15 protein-coding genes are annotated in these 20,182 nt (G+C 45.7%); 9 read left to right on the forward strand and 6 right to left on the reverse strand.

The window, feature by feature from the left end; all coding sequences use genetic code 11:
* Positions 1-214: 214 nt before the first annotated feature.
* On the reverse strand, positions 215-1,837 hold the full coding sequence (locus NIAKO_RS36375; RefSeq protein ID WP_014217163.1) for an RICIN domain-containing protein: 1,623 nt from the start codon (positions 1,835-1,837) through the stop codon (positions 215-217).
* A 119-nt stretch (positions 1,838-1,956) separates the two neighbouring features.
* Here NIAKO_RS36375 and NIAKO_RS04255 point away from each other — a divergent pair, with 119 nt between their 5' ends.
* A complete protein-coding gene (locus tag NIAKO_RS04255) occupies positions 1,957-3,528 on the forward strand; it encodes a glycoside hydrolase (RefSeq protein WP_014217164.1) in 1,572 nt (523 codons plus the stop codon).
* 16 nt (positions 3,529-3,544) lie between these two features.
* Here NIAKO_RS04255 and NIAKO_RS04260 read toward each other — a convergent pair whose 3' ends face one another.
* From NIAKO_RS04260 to NIAKO_RS04270, 3 genes are all read right to left on the reverse strand, one after another.
* Positions 3,545-5,908, reverse strand: coding sequence for a hypothetical protein (locus tag NIAKO_RS04260; protein ID WP_014217165.1), 2,364 nt, complete (start codon positions 5,906-5,908; stop codon positions 3,545-3,547).
* On the reverse strand, positions 5,871-6,971 hold the full coding sequence (locus NIAKO_RS04265; protein ID WP_014217166.1) for a hypothetical protein: 1,101 nt from the start codon (positions 6,969-6,971) through the stop codon (positions 5,871-5,873). Before NIAKO_RS04265 ends, NIAKO_RS04260 begins: the two co-directional genes overlap by 38 nt.
* A gap of 148 nt (positions 6,972-7,119) precedes the next feature.
* On the reverse strand, positions 7,120-10,728 hold the full coding sequence (locus NIAKO_RS04270) for a T9SS type B sorting domain-containing protein (RefSeq protein WP_165761344.1): 3,609 nt from the start codon (positions 10,726-10,728) through the stop codon (positions 7,120-7,122).
* 188 nt (positions 10,729-10,916) lie between these two features.
* Between NIAKO_RS04270 and NIAKO_RS04275 the strand changes: the two genes are divergently transcribed.
* From NIAKO_RS04275 to NIAKO_RS04305, 7 genes are all read left to right on the forward strand, one after another.
* On the forward strand, positions 10,917-11,186 hold the full coding sequence (locus tag NIAKO_RS04275) for a hypothetical protein (RefSeq protein WP_014217168.1): 270 nt from the start codon (positions 10,917-10,919) through the stop codon (positions 11,184-11,186).
* Between the two features lie 12 nt (positions 11,187-11,198).
* On the forward strand, positions 11,199-11,579 hold the full coding sequence (locus NIAKO_RS04280; RefSeq protein ID WP_014217169.1) for a DoxX-like family protein: 381 nt from the start codon (positions 11,199-11,201) through the stop codon (positions 11,577-11,579).
* Position 11,580: 1 nt separating this feature from the next.
* Positions 11,581-12,321, forward strand: coding sequence for a DUF2071 domain-containing protein (locus NIAKO_RS04285; protein ID WP_014217170.1), 741 nt, complete (start codon positions 11,581-11,583; stop codon positions 12,319-12,321).
* Positions 12,312-13,064 carry a class I SAM-dependent methyltransferase gene (locus NIAKO_RS04290; RefSeq protein ID WP_014217171.1) on the forward strand — a complete coding sequence of 251 codons (753 nt, stop codon included), beginning with the start codon at positions 12,312-12,314 and terminating at the stop codon, positions 13,062-13,064. The genes NIAKO_RS04285 and NIAKO_RS04290 overlap by 10 nt, the downstream gene beginning before the upstream one ends.
* 5 nt (positions 13,065-13,069) lie before the next feature.
* The gene (locus tag NIAKO_RS04295; RefSeq protein WP_014217172.1) at positions 13,070-13,465 is read left to right on the forward strand and encodes a hypothetical protein; all 396 of its coding nucleotides are present in this window, start codon (positions 13,070-13,072) and stop codon (positions 13,463-13,465) included.
* A gap of 94 nt (positions 13,466-13,559) precedes the next feature.
* A complete protein-coding gene (locus NIAKO_RS04300; RefSeq protein WP_014217173.1) occupies positions 13,560-14,357 on the forward strand; it encodes an SDR family oxidoreductase in 798 nt (265 codons plus the stop codon).
* An 18-nt stretch (positions 14,358-14,375) separates the two neighbouring features.
* Positions 14,376-15,290: an AraC family transcriptional regulator gene (locus NIAKO_RS04305; protein ID WP_014217174.1), complete on the forward strand. Its 915-nt coding sequence runs from the start codon at positions 14,376-14,378 to the stop codon at positions 15,288-15,290.
* A 78-nt stretch (positions 15,291-15,368) separates the two neighbouring features.
* On the opposite strand, the gene NIAKO_RS04310 is transcribed toward NIAKO_RS04305, so the two are convergent.
* Positions 15,369-15,686 carry a carboxypeptidase-like regulatory domain-containing protein gene (locus NIAKO_RS04310; protein ID WP_049815463.1) on the reverse strand — a complete coding sequence of 106 codons (318 nt, stop codon included), beginning with the start codon at positions 15,684-15,686 and terminating at the stop codon, positions 15,369-15,371.
* 516 nt (positions 15,687-16,202) lie between these two features.
* Between NIAKO_RS04310 and NIAKO_RS38390 the strand changes: the two genes are divergently transcribed.
* Complete coding sequence (locus NIAKO_RS38390; protein ID WP_049815464.1) at positions 16,203-18,296, forward strand: M43 family zinc metalloprotease; 2,094 nt, start codon at positions 16,203-16,205, stop codon at positions 18,294-18,296.
* Positions 18,297-18,379: 83 nt separating this feature from the next.
* Here the strand turns inward: NIAKO_RS38390 and NIAKO_RS04320 are convergent, their stop codons facing one another.
* Positions 18,380-19,852, reverse strand: coding sequence for an ATP-binding cassette domain-containing protein (locus NIAKO_RS04320; RefSeq protein WP_014217177.1), 1,473 nt, complete (start codon positions 19,850-19,852; stop codon positions 18,380-18,382).
* Positions 19,853-20,182 lie beyond the last annotated feature (330 nt).

Genomic DNA, 20,182 nt, shown 5'->3' on the forward strand with positions numbered 1-20,182 from the left:
ATTGGTGATAAGTGTGATCATGCTGGAAAGTTTTAGCACCTATAAAGTTTCAAAAACCATTCACCTGGATGCTCCGGTAATTACTAAGAAGAGCATCACGATCAATGCTCCGATTGAAAAGGTTTGGACAATTTTTACAGATGTCCATAGGAAAATTATTTCTAAAAAAAATAGAAGCCTTCAAATCGTTGGATTTGAAGGCCCGTTTCGTCAACTATTGAGCTATAAGACGCCTGGTGATCCGTTCATTGTTTTGCGACAGCCTTAGTATATATACCCCGGCTGTCAGCCTCTTACTGTTTAATGGAACCGAATAGCTGCCTTTTTGCAAATTGGCATTCAGCAGTACCCATACCGGTCTCCCTACCATGTCGTAAAGGGTAAGGTTAGCAGGCCCATCCTGTTCAAGGTAAATGTTTATTACGCTTGCGGCCGGAAATGGATTGGGGAAATCGATTTTTTCTTTTTTCGTTTCTGGCAATAGGGTAGCCCCTGGTTGGGCTATACGTGCACTGCTGATATTTTCGAGCAGGAATTGCTGGTTTTCGCCGCCGTTCCAGGTAGCCTGATCAACGGCTGCATTGTTGGATGTAGAACTCCCGGCCACTTCTACCACCTTGCCGCTGTTCCTGTTTACAATACGATAATACCCGCCACCGTTATCGGTTAGTTGCCATTCATCATTCGTTGCGCTACCACCGTAAGTATATTGAATAATGGCTGCCCCGTCACTGGTAGAGGCGCTTTGTACTACCATGTCTTTACCGCTGTTGTGATTGATGATCCTGTAATAGCCGCTGCCAATACTCAGCAGTTGCCATTCATCATTGGTATCGCTGCCGCCATAGGTATATTGAATAACCGCTGCGCTATTGCTGGTAGATGCATTTTGTACCACCAGGGCCTTACCGCTATGGCGGGGAGTTAACCGGTAATATCCGGAAAATCCACCACCACCTGTACCTGCATCTGACGGGCATTGAGAGGCACTGCTTTCTGATATACAGAAATCGGCAAAGCGTACCTGTTCATCGCGCAGGCCCGTACTGTTTTTGGACCGGTACACGCCCCATTTGGGATGATTGCGGGAAGCGCCGGTACGCCAGAGATCGATGCCACTGGTTTTGCTATAGCTAAGCAGGGTAGCGCCATCGCTTATTCTTTTCAATGTGATCTCGAAAGATCCGTTATCACTACTAACATATTTTATATAACCTTCTACCCAGGTCCCTTTAAAAGGCGCCAGATCTACCGATACCAGTCGTCCAAGATCAACCGAGCCTGCTTCATCGCCCCCGTCATGGATCACTTCCAGAATGTTGGCCCTGGGCGTAATGGTAATAAGCGGAGAACCGGTATCGTCACCGTCTACAGCCTTGATCTGGAAGATGTGACAGAAGGAAGATCCGCCGATAAAATTGGCGTCAAGCTTAAATTTCCATCTAAAATAACCGGTCTCTCCCTGGGCCTGCTCTTCTGCACTTCCCCCGCCTTTGATCTCCATGCGAACGCGATCAAGATTGATACAACGATCGTTATCGTCGGTAATATGGCTATGAAAAACAAATACGTTCTTCCCCAGATCTGAATCAAAGGCCTGCGTAACGTGCGGCCCGAAAGAAGTATGTATACAATCGGGGTTCTCATTGCCAAAGCCGGCTGCTGAAATTACCGGGTAGGCGCTCCCGGAACTTGCCGTGGCCGTTAACGTAGATTGTGCATGCAGGTGAAATGACAGGCCACTAAGCAAAAGCAGCAGGCAAGCTGCCTTTTTAAATAGCGGAAAGCATGTTTTCCGGATCTTGAAAAAATGGCAATTGCAATCAAAGTAATTCATTTGATAATATTTAATGATTAGAAAATAAGGAATAATGGAGTAAACTGGTGTTGTACTTTGGGATGGGAAGACCATACAGATGAACAAAGCCGTGCAATCGTTTATTACGATACTAACTAATGAATAAATTTGTAGCGAATAGGGATGTTTGTTGGCTTTTTATTCAATCTTATTGGCTCATAATTGGCGAAGTGAGAATTTCTTCAAAACCATCTCTTTTTGAACTGCCAGCATTTCCAATAGAAACGCAGTGTTTGATTAGAAAGAGAATAGGCGACCTGAGAGAAGACCAACTGGACACCTGGTATGAAATTATAGAAAGTACCGACGAACAACAATTATTAATTGATGCTGACAATACCGGTATAATGAAAAAGAATCTTTTGCTTTGCTATGTCATGCTAATTATCACCTTGTTGTTGGTAGCAGGTACTTTTATTTACCTTTCCTTGTTCTCAACTACTGAGGAAGCATTGCGTTCCGACAAACAGCTCACAACACTTAACGGTCCATGGAAATTTATAGCTGGAGATAATATGCAATATGCTGCATCCAACTATGATGATTCGCAATGGGAAAATATGGATCTTACTGCGCCGGCCGGAGTACATGATGACGATGTGGGGCTTTCAGGTTATTTGCCGGGTTGGACAGCCAAAGGACATTCAAACTATTCAGGTTACGCCTGGTACCGGATGAAAGTTCCAGTAAATAGTTTAATTGGAAACGATTTGGCTTTAACGGGTCCGCCAGCTGTAGACGATGCTTATCAGTTATTTGTTAACGGGTCACTTGCAGGCCAGGCAGGTGATTTTGCTGGTACCGTTCCAATAACTTATAGTATTCAACCACGCATATTTATGTTACCTGAGAATGTAAAAAAAGAAAAGGACCTTACCATAGCTTTCAGGGTGTGGATGAGTGCAGCCAGTCTGGGCGCCGGTGCAGGCGGCATCCATATTGCCCCAACCCTTGGAGAAACAGAACATATCGAAAAGAAATACAGGTTTCAATGGGAGCAAACTATTAAGGGCTATATCGTGGAAGTTGTTTGGCCGGTGCTGTTTATTTTGCTGGCAATAACCATGTATTGGCTGAATAAAGATAGAATACCACCACAATCATGTAAGTGGTTTATGGCGGCTTTAATTTTGTTAGGATTGATGCGACTTAATCAGGCTGTTTATGCCTGGTTTCAAATTGAGAATAGCCATCTGGGAGATATCGTAGGGCCTGTTATCCTCAAACCATTGGTGCTTGGCAGTTGGTTAATGGCCTGGCGGGAATGGTTCAACCTTCATCAGCCGAAATGGCTGCCTGGAATGATTGCACTATTCGCTTTTCTACTCATGGCAGTTCAATTGTCAGGACTTCCCTGGGTTTCACCTTCCATCCACACAAGGTTTCAGACAATTGCAGATTATCTCAGATTGGTGCTTTTGGCGTTAATGCTTTTCATCATTTATCAGGGAATGCGTAAACAGGGCATGAAAGATCTATTGGTTTTGGTGGCCGCATTAGTGATGTTAATCGCCCTGTTTCCAAAGGAGATATCTTACCTGCATCTTATTCCAGGTATTTGGTTCCCCTATGGAGTAGGCGTAACCCGTGGTCAATTCTTTTATGTGGCTTTTGTTTTTGTTATGTATGGAGTATTGATTCAGAAAAATAGCAATAGAGCGTTCAAATAAACAACCAGCAAGGTTTTCAATTGGCCGTAAAGGGTCGCTTATTGTATTGTTGAATAAAACTGGAGTATAGCTCACACTCGTTTACCAGCGATTGATAGTAGCCGGCATCTATTCCTTTTCTGCGGGCGGCTGCATACACCGCAGTATTGTCCAGGTGATATTCCTCGTTTCTGTTTTTTTCACACTGTTGCACCATATAAAAACACAACGTCTTTAGTTTTTTATCGCTGGTGGCAGTCATTGCCTTTTTATAATACAGCATTGCCTGGTTGCAACCCAGGTAGTCCATAAAGAAAGGGTCGAATTGGTGTTTTTCATAATCATATTTATCACCTGATGACCACCATTGCCGTACCATCATCCAGTTCTTTCCATACCAGCTCATATTATACCAGGCATTGGCCAGTTGATAATAACAAATGCCGGCCTTTTGCGGGTTGTTATCAGCCAGTTGTTCTAACCTCTCCATTTCTTCGATCACCTGTTTTTTGTTCAGGTTCCGTTTGTCTTCTTTGGCGGCTGGGTGCGGGTGGTAAATATTAAGATAAAAGGCATCGCCACCAAGGGCTACATTATAAGGATATTGATTGTAGAAACTGTCGGGTACCTGCCGGAGGGTGGCATGTGCTGCTAACAACTGGTGATGACGCAGATACCAGCTTGCTTTCAGATCGCGCAATTTGTTAATGTCCCATGTGTACTCGTATCTATAGATATCATCTGAATCTATCCCGGGTTCTTCAGTGACAAAGCGAAAACGATGCTGGGATACGAACTGCTCGAAAGGTGTTTTGTTTTTACTCTGCAGTACCTGGATCATCTGGTCATAGTCAGCCGCCTGCGCCACTTCGTCAATTTTTTGGTACAGGAACTTATACCCTACATTTTCCAGTTCGCCCAGCGCCCGGTTTGTACGGCTTAATAATAGTAAACCCCTTGCCCGGTCACCATTCTTTATCATTTTACGGGCGGTATACAACACCAGCTGGTTTTTCATTTTATCTGCGTTGTATATTCCTAATGATGCATCTGGTGTTTGCACAATACGCATAAATGCTGTTTCGGCAGTGTTGTTGAACCCATGCTGCTCCAGGTATAATAAATAGGCATTGATGTTGATCTGTGTACGCAGGTTGGTAGGTAGATGCTTAGCCGCCTTTACCTGCTCCAGGTGTTGCGCCGCAGTGGTATAATCTTTATTCAACAGGCACATATGCGATGCATACAATTGTAATAGCGCAGGTTGTTTGCATTTTCCATCTTTTATTACCTGTAGCAAAAAAGTGTACAGCTCATTGGCATACTGCTTATCTTTTTTATAATTAGCAGCCGCATTATCGGGGTATTTATAGTCATCCCAGCCTTCATCACCATAGTAAGCAGGTTTACCAAAATCAGTAAGTTTCATGGTCACCAGCCAGTCTTCCACCTTGTTTATTTCTCTCAGCAACAAAAAGGGCAATTCTTTAAAACCAGGCTCAGCCTGATAAATGTTTTTTATTGCAGGTAAACTTCTGCCCGCATGACTGAAGATCTTCATTGCCGATAGAACGGTCCGTTCGTATTTGTTTTTGGTCATTGACAACGTGCTGTCTATTAGGCCAGTTATAATAAACCGAAGGCAAAACTGTTGATGATAGTCGCCCCGGTCAAATACTTTTGATAGCAGGTAATTTTGGGTAAGTCCATCTGCGTGTATTGCTTTTTCATACAGGGCAGCCGATTTTACCCAGCTGTTGGTTTGCACCCGTTCTACCCGGTTATCGTACACCGCAGGTATTTTATCATATTCGCCGTTACGGGCGTACAGGCGCATTAACTGGTAGGCCAGTCTCAACTTAATAAATTGGCTATGGGTTTTTGTTTGAAAGGCCAGGGTTTCTTTTATTACCTCGTTGATGTTGTTGTTGGGAAAATTATCTTCTTCCCAGGGATCGGGATGGGCTGCAATTTGTTCTACTTTCTTACTCAATGTAACATACCGGTACAATTCGCTGTTGGGGGGTTGTAACAGAAAACGTACAAAGCTATTCCCCTTAGCCAATTGTTTTTGTTCATCGAAGAAGATTTGCGGATCGGTGGCGTTCAATAACGTATCGATGTCTTTTGCAAGGGCCTTCCCTTTTATTTCCGTTAACCATTCCTGTACGTTTTGCTGAATATAATTTTCTTTTATAGGGATGGTCTCATCAAGATACAAATACCTGCTGCCAAAGAATAATGGCGTCAGGTCGGCCTCGTTGGTTAAATCGGGCTGCAGCAGCCAAAACCGGTAATCATTGGAAGGTACCCAAAATCCACAGGCCCGGGCTGTTCGTTTTGGTAATAAAATTGACAGTATACTAGCGAAAAGAAGAATATACCTGGTTAAGGGTTTCATGGCTATAGCGGTTAATTTCTTGTTCAGATAATTCAAACAGGGTTACAGTAAAGTCGGGCGTATTTACGGCCTTGCCCGCCAGCTGAGCAGCCTGTTGCAGCTGGGTGTCATCAACGCCTTCGGCTTTTATTTCATCACCGGGCCGTAAAAACAGGTCGTGGTAAGTGGTGTCTTGTGTTACCTGGTAATAATGATTGCCTGTAGGTTTTAAAAACGCCTGTTGTTGCAGATCGCTTTCTGTAATGCCATTTTCTATCTGGTAAAACTGATGGTCCCTGAACACCAGGCACCACGACCAGGCAGGCAGCGCTATATCTAATGGAAGCTGGTATTTTTTTGTCTGGGTAAAATAGGCGCTCGCTTTGTTTATATCGAAAATAGATTGTTCGGGCGTGTATTGTTTGGGATCGCTGATATTATATACCATCAACATGCCCCTGTTAACGGGCGGCACGCCGGTTTTATCGGGATACTTATATTGGTGTAATCGAATAGTGGCCGATATAGTAATGCTATCGGGCGTCAGCTTTCGTACTTCCTTTAAAAATTGAAAGTAGGCCGGTGAGGTTTTTACTGTCCAGTCGCAATCGAACTGGATCTCTTTGGGCTTTATGGGACCTCCATGAAAATCTATGTAATGGTTTTCTTCATACCGGATATCCACAGAATCGTAAGAGGGCAAGCAGCGCCGCACCAAACGTTTGGCCAGCTGGGGAATATCGCCGGGCGATATCCGCTCAAATGTTTTATTGGTAATGAAAACCACCGGTATCATTTGTACAGCAAAAGAATCATACTTAACCAGTTGGTAGTTCAGTGTTTCAATGCTGGTGCCGTTTAAAGGAATGGCGCCCTGTACATCACTCCAGTCAACGTCTAATTGCCGCACGTACAGCTTTCGAATACCCTGTACTTTCAGGAAATTCCGTTCACTGTCACTGGCATCTCCGGTCTTCCAGTAATAATAAGCGCTATCAACCCGGCGGGGTGGGTGTGAGCAGTTAATCAGTAAAATAAAAAGAAGGGGGAGAAAAAAAGGCTTTAGCCTATGGTAACTGTCCATACAGGACCTTCACAATTTTAAATGTGAAATGGTACAACTAATTTAGAATTGTTTTTCCGCCTTTAAAAATTAGGAATTGTTAAAAAGAATATAAGAAAAGCCGGGAAGCAGCAGCGCCCCGGCGTTTTGTTTTGAAGGTGTTTATGTTTTACGGCGTTACTATAACAGTTCCCTTAAAGATCTGTGTAGTGCCATCCAGGTATTCCACGGCAGCAAAATATACATATGTGCCAAAATCAACCTTTTTCCCGTTCTGCCGGCCATCCCAGCCAAACTTACGGTCATTGGCCGGTGAATTGGCAGCCTCAAATATCTTCTGTCCATACCGGTTAAACACCGCGAGGTTTTTAACCCGTTTAATGTCCAGTCCGCCCATTACATAGAAGTAATCATTGCGGCCATCGCCATTGGGTGAAAAGGCATTGGGCATAGCCACGCCGGTTTTCACAAAGGTTTGAATGTAGATGGAAGCGGTGTCCTTACAATAATGATTATTGGTGACGGTTACAAAATACTTCATAGACGAGGCGGCGGTTGCTACCGGCACGGCACAGGTATCGCAGGAAAGCCCTTGCGCCGGTGTCCAGGTATACGAAGCTGCTGTGCCGCCGGTTACAGTGGTGCGCAATGGCACTGTGCCAGGCCTTGCCAGGGTAATTACCGGTGGGTTGGCTTCAATATCAAACACATCGTATTTCAGGTTGCTCTGGTTATTGGTATAATTGGTTTCTTTAAACACCGGGGCCTGCTGATTATTCACCATAGCAACCACCTGGCTGGTACCAGGCGCTGTTACCACCGTGGTAAATTCGCGGCAATCACCAAACACCACATCCGGGGTACTGAAAGTGGGTGTTAATAATTTGGTGGTTGCATCATCCGGCGCACCATTGTAAAACGATACAGGGGTCTTCTTGTAAACCGTATCATATCCATTACCCATACATACTTTAAACCTGACCTGGATATGAGCATCGTCGTAACATTCTGCCGACAGCAGCTCTACGGTCATATCGGGCGGGAAGATGTGCACATATGTTTGTCCCTTTAATTCACAACCATATTGATTGGTCACTTGCAGGCGGATCGTACTGCTGTCGAGCATGGTAGCCACCGGGCTGGGGCAGGTGTTACAACTGAGTGTATAGGTACTGCTGTCGTGCCACAACACAGATACAGGTGTAAAGCCTGGAACAGTGTAATACAAATTGAATGGCGCTTTCCGGAACACGGTTGTATCGATAGGCATTACCGTCAACACCGGCGCGGTATAACCCAGGTTATTGGTATTGTTGTTATAGTTGGATTCGTTCAACCCGCTTGCCGGCGGATAGGCCAGCTGGTCTTTGTTTACCACTATATATACATTGCCTGTTGTGGTACCGGGGATGAGTTGCTCATAATTACTACAAACGCCGGTAGAGGTGGTTGGGGTTAGAAAGCTATTGCCGAGTTTAACAGCTGCTGGATCGGAAGGCAGGCGGTCATAGAAATCTACCTGCAGCGAGGCTGGAACATTTCCGGGTGCATACGCATTGCACAGCGAGAAAGCTACATGCAGACTGTCGGTACCGGCGCATTCCAGCGTATTCAGCGTGGGGGTGTAATCATCCACTACCGGAATATGCACCTTCACTACGGCCGTGTCATAACAGCCATTATCTGTATAGATGCGTGTATGCAATATAGCAAGCGTGTCCTGCCGGTACGGAGCCGTAAATGTGGTATTGATGCAACTGGTGCAACTAAGATACGGCGAGGCATCCCAGGTGGCAGAAGTGATAGCGCCCCCCTTCGTAACAACGGGTTGCAGCGACTGTTGCTGTTGTGGTTGCAAGGTATATTCAGCCGGCGTAACAGTGGCGCGGAAACTGATCCCCTTTTTGATATTGATGTTGTTATTAAAAGTCTGTTCGGGCAAACCGGTATTGGGCAATACCAGCGGAATAGTGGTACCGTTGTCATTCAGGATAGATACCAGCGTATCCAGGTAAGAACGTCCTACTGTTACCGTAGCTGTATACTCGTAGGAGGCGCATTTGCCTGGCAGGTCACTGGGCAGCGGCCAGGTCCCCAACAGCGTTCCTTTTCCGGTGCGCGGATCATTATCATAAAAAGCTACCGGCGTGCCTTTGGGAATGGTCACATAACCCCAGTTCTCGAACCACAGCTGCACTTTTACTTTATCCTGGTTATAACAGGTAACGCTTTCTATATGGATTACGCCATCAGCTGTTGGATCGTCCACCACAATGGTAACCGGGTTGGTCGTGTCTTCACAACTTCCGTTGGTGGCGTACAGGCGTACTTTGTAATTGCCCGGCGTTTTAAACAGGTAATCCAGTTCTTCATCGGTGCTCACCACTGTTTCGGCCATGCCCTTGTCGTTGCTGATAAGCCATTTCCAGGCAGTAGCATTGCGGCTGTAATTGGTAAATACAACGTGATCGGTCTGAATGCCGTCTTTGCTGGCGATCTTCCGTTTATCGGGCGAAAACCTGGCTACCACGCCACAGCTCACTTCAATGGCATCAGTAGTGGTAGCATGACAGCCACTGGCGCCATCGGTTACCCGTAATTCTATATTATAGGTTTTCTTTTGCGTAACCGTCAGGGCAAATGTTTGCCCGGTACCCGCTGCAGTACCATCCACAAGCCATTGAGCGGTTTGTCCTGCTGTGATGGCAGCGGTAAATGTTACTACATTGCCAAGCACCGGGTATTCGATATCACGGGTAAAAGAAGCGGTAACGGTTGTGCCGCAGGGATCGGTACAAACCGTGCTGTTTATCATGCCCGTTAAGGAAGTGGCAATAAAGTTTTGCATTCTGTCGGCCTGCCCCTGCGTAAAGCCCATGACACAGCCGGCGCCGGAACCATAATCCATAAAATTATCCGGCAGGTCGTTTACATCTGTTGTAAAACCGGACAGCGTATCGGTACTGCAGGAATTCTGCGGGTTGGAGCAGCCGCCACCGGAGATCGTATTCTCAGGCGGGGTATCACACACCATGTCGCCGTCGGTTGCACAGTCATTGTTTCGGCAATCCCTTTCGGCAAACGTGTGTAAGAGGCTAAGGTAATGCCCCATCTCATGCGCTACCAGGTCAACACCCAAACCAGACACCACTACATCGCCGCCGGCGCTGGCGTAACCACCCATGGTAAGACGCGTCCAACTGCCACAACTAAAATCCTGCATAAATTCGGATCTTATCTGCGATACCACCCAGATGTTGATGTAACGTTTGCGGTCCCACGCATTCAGGGCAATCAACTCGTCGCCCTCCATGTCGTAGTCAAAACCCGACAGGTAGGAGTGGGTACGTACAATACCGGTGGTGCGGCCGCCATCAGGAGCGGTTTTGGCCAAACAGAACTGGATCCTGGTATCGGTGCGTCCGCCGGCAAACGTGCCGGAAGCGCTGTAGGCATCATTCAGCGCCTGGATGGCCTGGATAACTGCCGCATCTGTATAAGCATTGGGATCTTCGTTGATAATATGTACTACAACAGGTAGCGTAACAACTGCAGGCGGGGCTGCGGACACATGTAAATAATGCTTTTTTAAAATAGCCTGATTATAAGCCTTCTCCCTGGCCACAAAGGCAGGGTCCTTTCTTAATTGCATCAGTAGTCTGTCGGTACCACAGGGACGAACAGATACCGGCATGCCTTCCTGGGCCATACTGATAAAGGGAAATACAAAAAAAAGTAAATACAAGAAGATCAGGCCTTTCTGCGTAGAAATAGTCATATCAATGGGTATGATTAGGATATCATGTACCCCCTCAGCTAATACCATTCCAATTTTACCTATGTGGGTTTTCTGTACAGAAAATAATTGTACCGGTGACGGATGTATTCAGAATTATAACTATCTGTTATCTAACAGGTCTGTATATGTTATTATTTTTGCTTACGTTCGTTGAATAGTTGTACACAATGGAAGAATTGGAAAAGAAAGCTGCAGACATCCTGCAACCTGTATTGACAAAATATAGCATACCCGGGAGCGATGTTGAGTTTAAACACACCATGTTATCATTGGTAATGGAAGCGCTTGGTAACCCGGCAAAGGATGTGAACAGCATCTTTGAAGAAACACTGTGTAAGTACGAAGAAGTTGACCAGGAATTACCCGGCCTTTTTAAAGATCAATACCTGGTAACCTTGCAATTGCTTACTTATTTCAAGGAACAGAAAAAGGCTTAAACCCTCCATAAAATGACCCCGAACAAAGTCCTCAACTTCCTCATTGCCGCCGTATGGCTGGCCAATGGCCTGTTTTGTAAAGTATTGAATGTAGTGCCCCGTCATCAACAGATTGTTGCCAGCATCCTGGGAAGTGATCATGCCGTACTGTTCACAAAGATGATCGGTTCTGCAGAGATCGCCATGGCGGTTTGGATTATAAGCGGCTATAAGGCAAGAGTAAATGTAATTATACAGGTAATAGTTATTGGCGCCATGAATATGATGGAATTTTTCCTGGTGCCTGACTTGCTTTTATGGGGGAGATTTAATTTATTGTTTGCGTTTCTGTTCATCCTGTTGATCGTATACAACGAGTATTATCTAAAACCCAAACCAGCCCATCAGAACTGATATGCTATCCTTTTTAAAAGACCATCCCTTTGCTGTTGAAGCATTTTTCGACAGTTCCCATGTGTTCACCTTTGCTGTTCCCAAAGAACAAATAACCCACCTGATACCGGAGTGTTTGCAGCTGGACACGCACCAGGACAAATGGGCTTTTATTGCAGTGGCCATGGTGCAAACAAAAGCGTTGCGGCCAAAAGGGTTTCCAAAAATAATGGGTAACGATTTCTTCCTGATCGGGTACCGGGTTTTTGTACGGTATACCAACCAGGTGGGTAAGAACCTGCGAGGATTGTATATTCTTAAATCGGAAACCGATAAAATGAAGATGGAGTTCCTGGGAAATATGTTCACCCATTACCAATACACCACCACCGATATCACACAAAGCAGGAGTAATGATCTGCTCACGATCTCATCCAAAAAATCGGGCTTCAGCGTTCGTATAGATGACAAAATAAACGAAACTATAGCGTTGCCCGCCGGTTCTCCATTTACCGATTGGAAAGAAGCCCGGCGCTTTGCAGGGCCTTTACCATTTACGTTTACCTATAAGAAAGAAAAACGTGCCATGCTGATTATTGAAGGCGTACGGGAGCACTGGAAACCCGAGCCGGTAAAAGTGCTTGATTGTAATTTTTCATTCATCGATAATTTGAAACTACCCGGAGCTGTGTTGGCCAATGCCTTTGTGATCCGGAATATTCCCTATTACTGGAAAAAAGGAAAGACTGAACTATGGAAATAAAGCGACGACAATTTCAGGGCGTGCTGAACATCCTTAGCTTTAACCGGCATTTTTATGTGTTCGGTGTGGGCACTTTATTGTTATTATTCGCAAGCCGGCTGGTGTTTGCATGGTCTAACCTGGTTTTTGTTATTATCATTATTGGTTTCCTGTATGGGTTGATAATGCCCCTGATCGTCTCCGCATGGGTGTATGATTTTTCCGGTTATTACGACTTTGAATGGTTGAAAAAACAGGTGCCTGAAAGGGAGAATATAAACCAGCTCGTAAATATCAATGCCGGCTTTGATGAAACCAGTTTTATTATAGAACGCCTGTTTCCCCATGCACATTTACAGGTATTTGATTTTTACAACGCACAACAACATACGGAGCCCGCTATTGTGCGGGCGCGTAAAGTAAGCCTGGTGTATCCAAATACTCAAACCATTGCCTCCAACGCCATCCCGGTGAAAGATGCATCGGTAGATCTTGTTTTCCTTTTATCGGCCGCGCATGAGATCCGTTCACATGAAGAGAAAGTTCAGTTCTTAAAAGAATGTCATAGAATTTGTAAGCCCGGTGGAAAAGTGATTATGGTAGAACACCTGCGCAACTTCCCTAATTTCCTCGCGTTCTCGGTAGGCTTCACCCATTTCTTTTCGCGTTCAACCTGGAAGAACGCGTTTGAGCGCGCAGGCTTTACTACCTTTCAGCAAACCCCGTTCACGCCATTTATGGCTGTTTTCACCTGTAACCCTTAACCAGTATGGAAATTCATTTCTACATCATTGGCAGCTTATTCATTGTGTTAGCTTTCAGCCATCTTATTTTTCCCCGGTATTTTAACTGGAAGCAGGAGCTGGCCAGCCTGAGTTTGGTGAACCGGCAGATTATGGTGGTGCATTCTTTCTTTATAGCCTTAATGGTGTTGTTGATAGGATTGCTCTGTGTTACCAGTGCCCATGAATTAATAACCACTCCTTTAGGAAAACGAATTTCATTGGGATTAGGCATCTTCTGGGGCGCCCGCCTGGTGATCCAGTTTGTGGGTTATTCTTCAAAGCTTTGGAAGGGCAGGTTGTTTGAAACAGGCGTGCACATGGTGTTTGCTGTTTTTTGGGCATATAGCAGTGTGGTGTTTATTAAAACCTGGCTTTCCTGAGCGCCGGCATCATTTTGGATACAACAACCCTTAAATCGGACACATCCTTCGGCTGCGCTTGTTGGACTTTTGTGATTCAAAATTGAATTACAATATGAACACAATCTTTATTACAGGCGCATCAACCGGCCTGGGCAAAGCAACCGCCAAATTATTTGCAGCACGGGGCTGGCAGGTAATCGCCACCATGCGCAATCCTTCGGTTGAAAAAGAATTGAATACAATCAAGAACATTACTTTATTACCGTTGGATGTTACCAATCCGGCCCAAATAAAAGAAACCACGCAAAAGGCCATTGCCATGGGCCCTATAGATGTAGTATTCAACAATGCGGGGTATGGGTTGATGGGCCCATTGGAGGCTATGACCGATGAGCAGGTAACAAAACAAATAAACACCAACCTGTTAGGCGTTATCAGGGTTACCCAGGCATTCATTCCTTATTTCCGCGAAAAGCAAAGCGGTCTTTTTATCACCACCACTTCAATAGGCGGATTTATTACTTACCCCTTCAGTTCTATGTACCATGCCACCAAATGGGCGCTGGAAGGCTGGAGTGAAAGCCTTGCTTTTGAATTGAAAAAGATAGGCGTGGGTATAAAAACAGTAGCGCCCGGTTCTATCAAAACCGATTTCTTAAATCGCTCTGCTGAGTACAGCGCGCATCCATCGTACAACAAATGGGTTGACCAGTTATTCTCAAAACTCGATCCCAGCCGGTCTACACCTGCCGAACAAATTGCTGAAGTGGTATATGAAGCCGCAACAGATGGTAAGGATCAGTTACGATACGTGGCTGGTGAGGATGCAAAAGCCAAGTATGCCGAACGGTTTAAAATTGGCGATGAGGCGTTTAGGAAGAACCTGGAGCAACTCTTTTTTGCTGAATAATCCCATTAACTTTGAGTAGTGAAAAAAGAAGAGAACAGTCCGCAGCAGTTTGATTCTATCTCTGGCCTGCACCGGGTGCTGGGGTTGCCAAAACCCTTGCACCCGCTGGTAAGCCTGATAGACAATACCAACATAAAAGTGGAGAAGGAAAAGCTGCCGCCCGCATTCCTGTTTGATTTCTATAAGATCTCGTATAAAGAAAAGTTGCAGGGGCGATTGAAGTACGGACAAAGCTATTATGATTTTGAAGAAGGCAGCCTGGTGTTTACTGCCCCCGGTCAGGTGCTGGCCATTGCCGACGATACCGAATACAAAGGCAAGACCCTGCTCTTCCATCCCGATTTTATCCGGAATTATCCATTAGGGCAGCAGATCAAAAAATATGGTTTCTTTTCCTATGCTATTCATGAAGCGTTGCATTTGTCGGAGAAGGAGCAGGAAGTGATCCTCGGCATCTTCCGGAATATGAATAGTGAGCTGCATGCCAACATAGACGATTTCAGCCAGGATATCATTGTCTCCCAAATTGAGTTGTTGTTAAACTACAGCAATCGTTTTTACAAGCGTCAGTTTTTAACGCGCAAAGCCGTGAACAACGATCTGCTGGCAAAGCTCGATGACCTGTTGAATGATTACTTCAATGACCAAACCGCTTTGATGAAAGGCTTGCCTTCGGTGCAGGACCTGGCTGCGCAATTACATGTATCGCCCGGTTATTTAAGCGATATGCTTCGCTCACTCACCGGGCAAAGTACCCAGCAGCACATTCACAATAAAGTAATTGAAAAGGCCAAGGAGATCCTGAGCCAAAGTAATTTATCGGTGGCCGAGATTGCCTATCAATTGGGGTTTGAACGCCCGCAATCGTTTAATAAACTCTTTAAACAAAAAACGAAGCTGTCGCCGTTGGAGTACAGGAAGTCATTCAACTAAAATACAAAAAGGTCTGCCGGCGCGCCGGCAGACCTTTCTGCTGTAATGCTAATATCTACAACTAAATGCTGAAAAGCTCTATTGCTCCAGTTTAATTTCGCCGATATCAGTAGGCTGACCATCAGTTACAGTTACACCATCTTTTGCGGCATTTTTGTAAGGTGGCTTGGCTTCAATAATAATGCGGTAAGTGCCTGGTTTGGCGCCTGTGATCTCAAATGTACCCTTATTGATCTCTGATTTTAATGTGTCGGTAGACGACAGTGCCCATGCTCTTACAGCAGCGTCTGCCGGATTCACTGTTCCTTTTACAGAACCTACTCTAACAGCATTGAAAGCAAATAATCCGGCGGCAGCGAAAGCGATAGCTGCCATACTCATCTTGGCATTTTTCATAACTCAACTAAATTATAGGTTTAAACAAAATGGTTACAATTTCTTCAGCTACAAGGCCTATAATCCAAGGTAGAAATTACTATTTAATCATCGTTGATGTACTAGGCATGACAAGTACTATGCCAGAACAAACCAACCCGTATAAGAAATTATTTTAACATTTTTTGTGCTGGGGGTGGCATAATTATTTTTTCACAGCCTGTAGAATAATGTCAACACTGGCTATCTTCGTTTGCATACCCTGGTTAGTAAACCCTTTAGGCATCTGCCCAAAATCAACAATTGTAATTGGCTTGCACTATTTGTATTCCGGCTACCCGTTTCCAGGTTAAGTATTTATTATCAAAATAAAAATTGATATCAGACTGGTTTATTGGATGGTTCACCGATAAAACCCGGCTATATATCTATTTTTGAACCGGAAAACCAACATTTTTTAAGGATATTACGTAAGTATTAGGAATAACCAATATGATGAGAAAAAATCTACAAGGACTGTTAGCCTGTTTTGTGTGTATGATTGGAAGCATGGCGGCCGTACTGGCCCAGGAAAGATGCGGTTCAATGCCCCTGATGGAAAGTACCTTTAAACGGAATCCAACCCTGCAATCGGCTTTTCAGCTCCAAACCCAAACCATCCGGGAAGCTTTTCTGAAACGAAAAGCCCAGGCGCAGGTGTTGCGGGTAGAAGGCACTACTATTTATATACCGGTTGTATTTCATATTGTATTGCAGAACCCCAACCAGGTTACCGATGCGCAGGTGCAAGCCCAGCTGGACAGGTTAAATACTGACTATGCGGGGCTGAACGGCGATTCCACACTTATTCCGGCCTGGTTCAAACCTTTCTTTTCCAAACCCAATATCCAGTTCAAGCTGGCCCAGCGAAACGCCAACGATGAAACTTCCGATGGAATCGATCGCGTTACTACAAGCATATCGAGTTTTACTATAGATGATAACCGGCTTAAGTATACTTCCCAGGGCGGCGCCGATGCCTGGGACCATAACCGGTTCTTTAACGTGTGGATCACCCAACTGGGAAATCAATACCTGGGCTATTCCACTTTTCCTAATAGCAGCCCGGCCGCGGAAGATGGCGTGGCTATCCAGTATACCACCTTGCCGGGCAATCCCGGGGTATATGGTAAGGGCCGTACGCTCACCCACGAAACAGGCCATTTCTTTTACCTGTACCACATCTGGGGCGACGAAAATGGTTGTGCCGGTACTGACTTCATAGACGATACACCCAACCAGGGAACCTGGACCTCAGGCTGCCTGCGCGACACCGTACATACTGATGCCTGCAGCCCGGTTGCGCCGGGGATTATGTACCAGAATTTTATGGATTATACAGATGATGCGTGTATGGTGATGTTCACCCTCGATCAGAAAACACGCATGGAAACAACTATAAATATGTACCGGCCTACGCTACTTACCTCCAACGGTGCTGATCCTGTTGTAACCTATAACCTGGATGCGGCCGCTAAAAGTATTAACGTACCATTGCAACGTGTTTGCAGCCCTACGTTTTCACCGGTTATTACCTTGCGGAACACAGGCTTTACCACATTAACCGCGCTTACCATTAAGGCAACACTCGATAACGGCACTGTTACAACCACCAATTGGACGGGCTCGCTGGCTTCTTTAAAAGAAACCAATGTAACCCTTACAGCGGTAACCGTCCCGGGAGAAGGCACGCATACCCTGAATGTAAACATCTCATCGCCCAATGGCAATACCGATGAAAACAGTGCGAACGACAATCTTACTTTGGCATTCCAGTATTACCAGGCGTTAACACCGCCTTATAAAGAAAGCTTTGAGAGTTCCACCTTCCCGCCGGTACGCTGGGATATGGTGAATCCCGATAAGAATATGACCTGGGAAAGAACAACGGCAGCCGCCAAAACCGGTAATGCCTCAGCAGTAATCCGCAACTACGATTATAAGGCCAATGGTCAGAAGGATTATCTCCGCCTGCCAATGATGAATATTACTTCGGGCGATTCTGCCTTCATGACCTTCCAGGTAGCGGCAGCAGCGTATTCCGACACCGGCAAAGCGAATAACCCGTTCGATACGCTGGAAGTACTGGTGAGCAAAGATTGTGGCGCTACCTTCACCAGTTTGTACAGGAAAGGAGGCAAGGATCTGCTCACCGTATTAAAAGCAGATACATTGGCGTATGTGCCAAAGTCAACCGAATGGCGAAAAGATTCGGTGAACCTCACGCCGTACATCAACGCCGGACAAATATTACTGGCCTTCGTCAATACCAATGAGCATGAGAATAATGTGTATCTCGATGATGTTAATGTGTACACGTATACGGCAAGTGATATCCTGAAAGCAAAAGGGTTTATGATAACGCCAAACCCTACCACCAGCAGGTTTACAATACAATTTTATCCTTACCCAACCTTTGTAAAGGGAATAAACGTATTTAATAGTCAGGGGCAGCAAGTGGCTTCGCAGCGGCTGAATGCAGCCGGCAGCAGCGGGTATACGTTCGATTTAACCGGCATGGCCAGTGGCGTATACATGGTGCAGATAGTGCTCGGCGATGGCGTAATCACCCGCAAGGTGATCAAACAATAGGCAGTTAGCAATAAATATAAAAGTGCCGCGCTTCCGAAGGGATGTCGCGGCACTTTGCTTTCCGCGCAGCGGTGTATTTTGCTTTAGGCTTTCGGCTTAAGGCTTTCAGCTTGCCTTTTTAAAGTCATATTTCCATTTTCTAGTAATACGGCATTGGTAATACAACTGGGCATGTCCTTAGTATAATGCGTCACATACAGCAGGGTAGTATGGAACGTTTCACACAGCTGGTTCACCAGGGTTTTAAAATAACTGATCTGTTCATCGTCCAGGCCCTGGGTAGGTTCATCCAGGATCAGCAAGGGCGGGTTCTTTACCAATGCTCTCGCCAGCAGTACCATGCGTTGCTGACCCAAGGATAATTGAAAAAGCGGCCGGCGTTGCAGGGATTGCAATTGCAGCAGCTGGATCGAGTTTTGTACCTGCTCCTGTTGCGCCGTTGAGATCTGTCTGAACAACCCGATGGTGTCAAACAATCCCGAAGCAATTACATCAAAGCAGGAAGTGCCGCGATCGAAGTACAGGTGCAGCTCGGGCGACACAAATCCTATCCGCCGTTTAATGTCCCAGATGCTTTCCCCGCTGCCGCGCCGTTGATCGAACAGGTACAGCTCGTTGGCATAAGCCTGTGGGTTATCGGCCGTTACCAGGCTCAGCAGGGTGCTTTTGCCTGCGCCGTTCGGGCCCGAAATACTCCAGCATTCCCCCTTTTTAACTTCCCAGTTTATGTTTTGAAGAATGGTTCTTTCGCCATACTTGATGGTCACGTTTACCATTTTCACGACAGTGGTAAAATGATTGCTCTCGCCGGCAGCTTTCAGTTTTTGAATAATTGCAGCAGGCAGGGGAGGCGCCACTGCGGCTTGTTGCAGTTGAATGGCCGATTTTTTACCCGCCGAAACCAATTGGCCATTTTCCAGCACCGCCACATGCGTAATGCAACCGGGCAGTTCCTGCGGTGGCGTGATGAGAATAATGGAAATACCGCTGGCCACAATAGTATCCAGGATGCGATGCAGGCTTTGGCGGCCTTCCACATCCAGCCCAATAAAGGGGTTATCCATAATCAGCAGGGCCGGGTCAAGAAACAGGGCTTTGGCCAGTTGCAGCCGTTTGTTTTCCCCGTTCGAAAGCTGGATCAGCGGCTCGGGCAACACATGGGTAAGGTGCAGCTGCTCGATCCAGTTGGTGGCGGGCTGGCTGTCGGTAAAAGGCTGCAGCTCCTCCTGCACGGTCATGGCATCCTCCGAATCGGAGGAATTATAGCGTTGCTGGTAATAAAAATCGCTGGTATTGGACCGGTTTTTAAAGTGATGTTGCTGTTCAATAAGCAAAATACGGTTGGCGTGGGTGTGATTGGGCAGGTGAAACGATACTGTGCCACTATGAAATGCCCTTCCTGTAAGGGCCTGGGCCAGGGTGGTTTTACCGCTGCCCGATTTGCCAATAATCGCCCATTGTTCGCCGGGCAGAATGGTAAGATTGATATTTTTTAAGATATCAATATTGTTAATGGTCACCGAAACATCGGTTAGTTGGGCCAGTGCTAAACTCATACAAGATCAAATTATACGGTGAATCGGCTGCAAACTAATGGGTTAAATCTTATGTGACAAAATAGGATATCCCGGAGATATCCCTGATATGTCCCGGATTTATTCCGGAGATATCCCGTCCCTCATTAAGAGGGGAATATCTTCAGAATATAACGCTAATAAATGTGAATCAATAGTTTGATATAGTGATTTTATGCATAATATGAAGTGCGTTTAATCCCTGGGCAAACACCCTGGCCCCCTGATTCCTGTTCCCCGGATCCCTGGCTTTTATGCCTTCTCTTTGAAATTTTCCACAATAGTTAATAACTCAATAAAAAATCGGTTGCC

The sequence above is a fragment of the Niastella koreensis GR20-10 genome (assembly GCF_000246855.1).
GTDB lineage: Bacteria > Bacteroidota > Bacteroidia > Chitinophagales > Chitinophagaceae > Niastella > Niastella koreensis.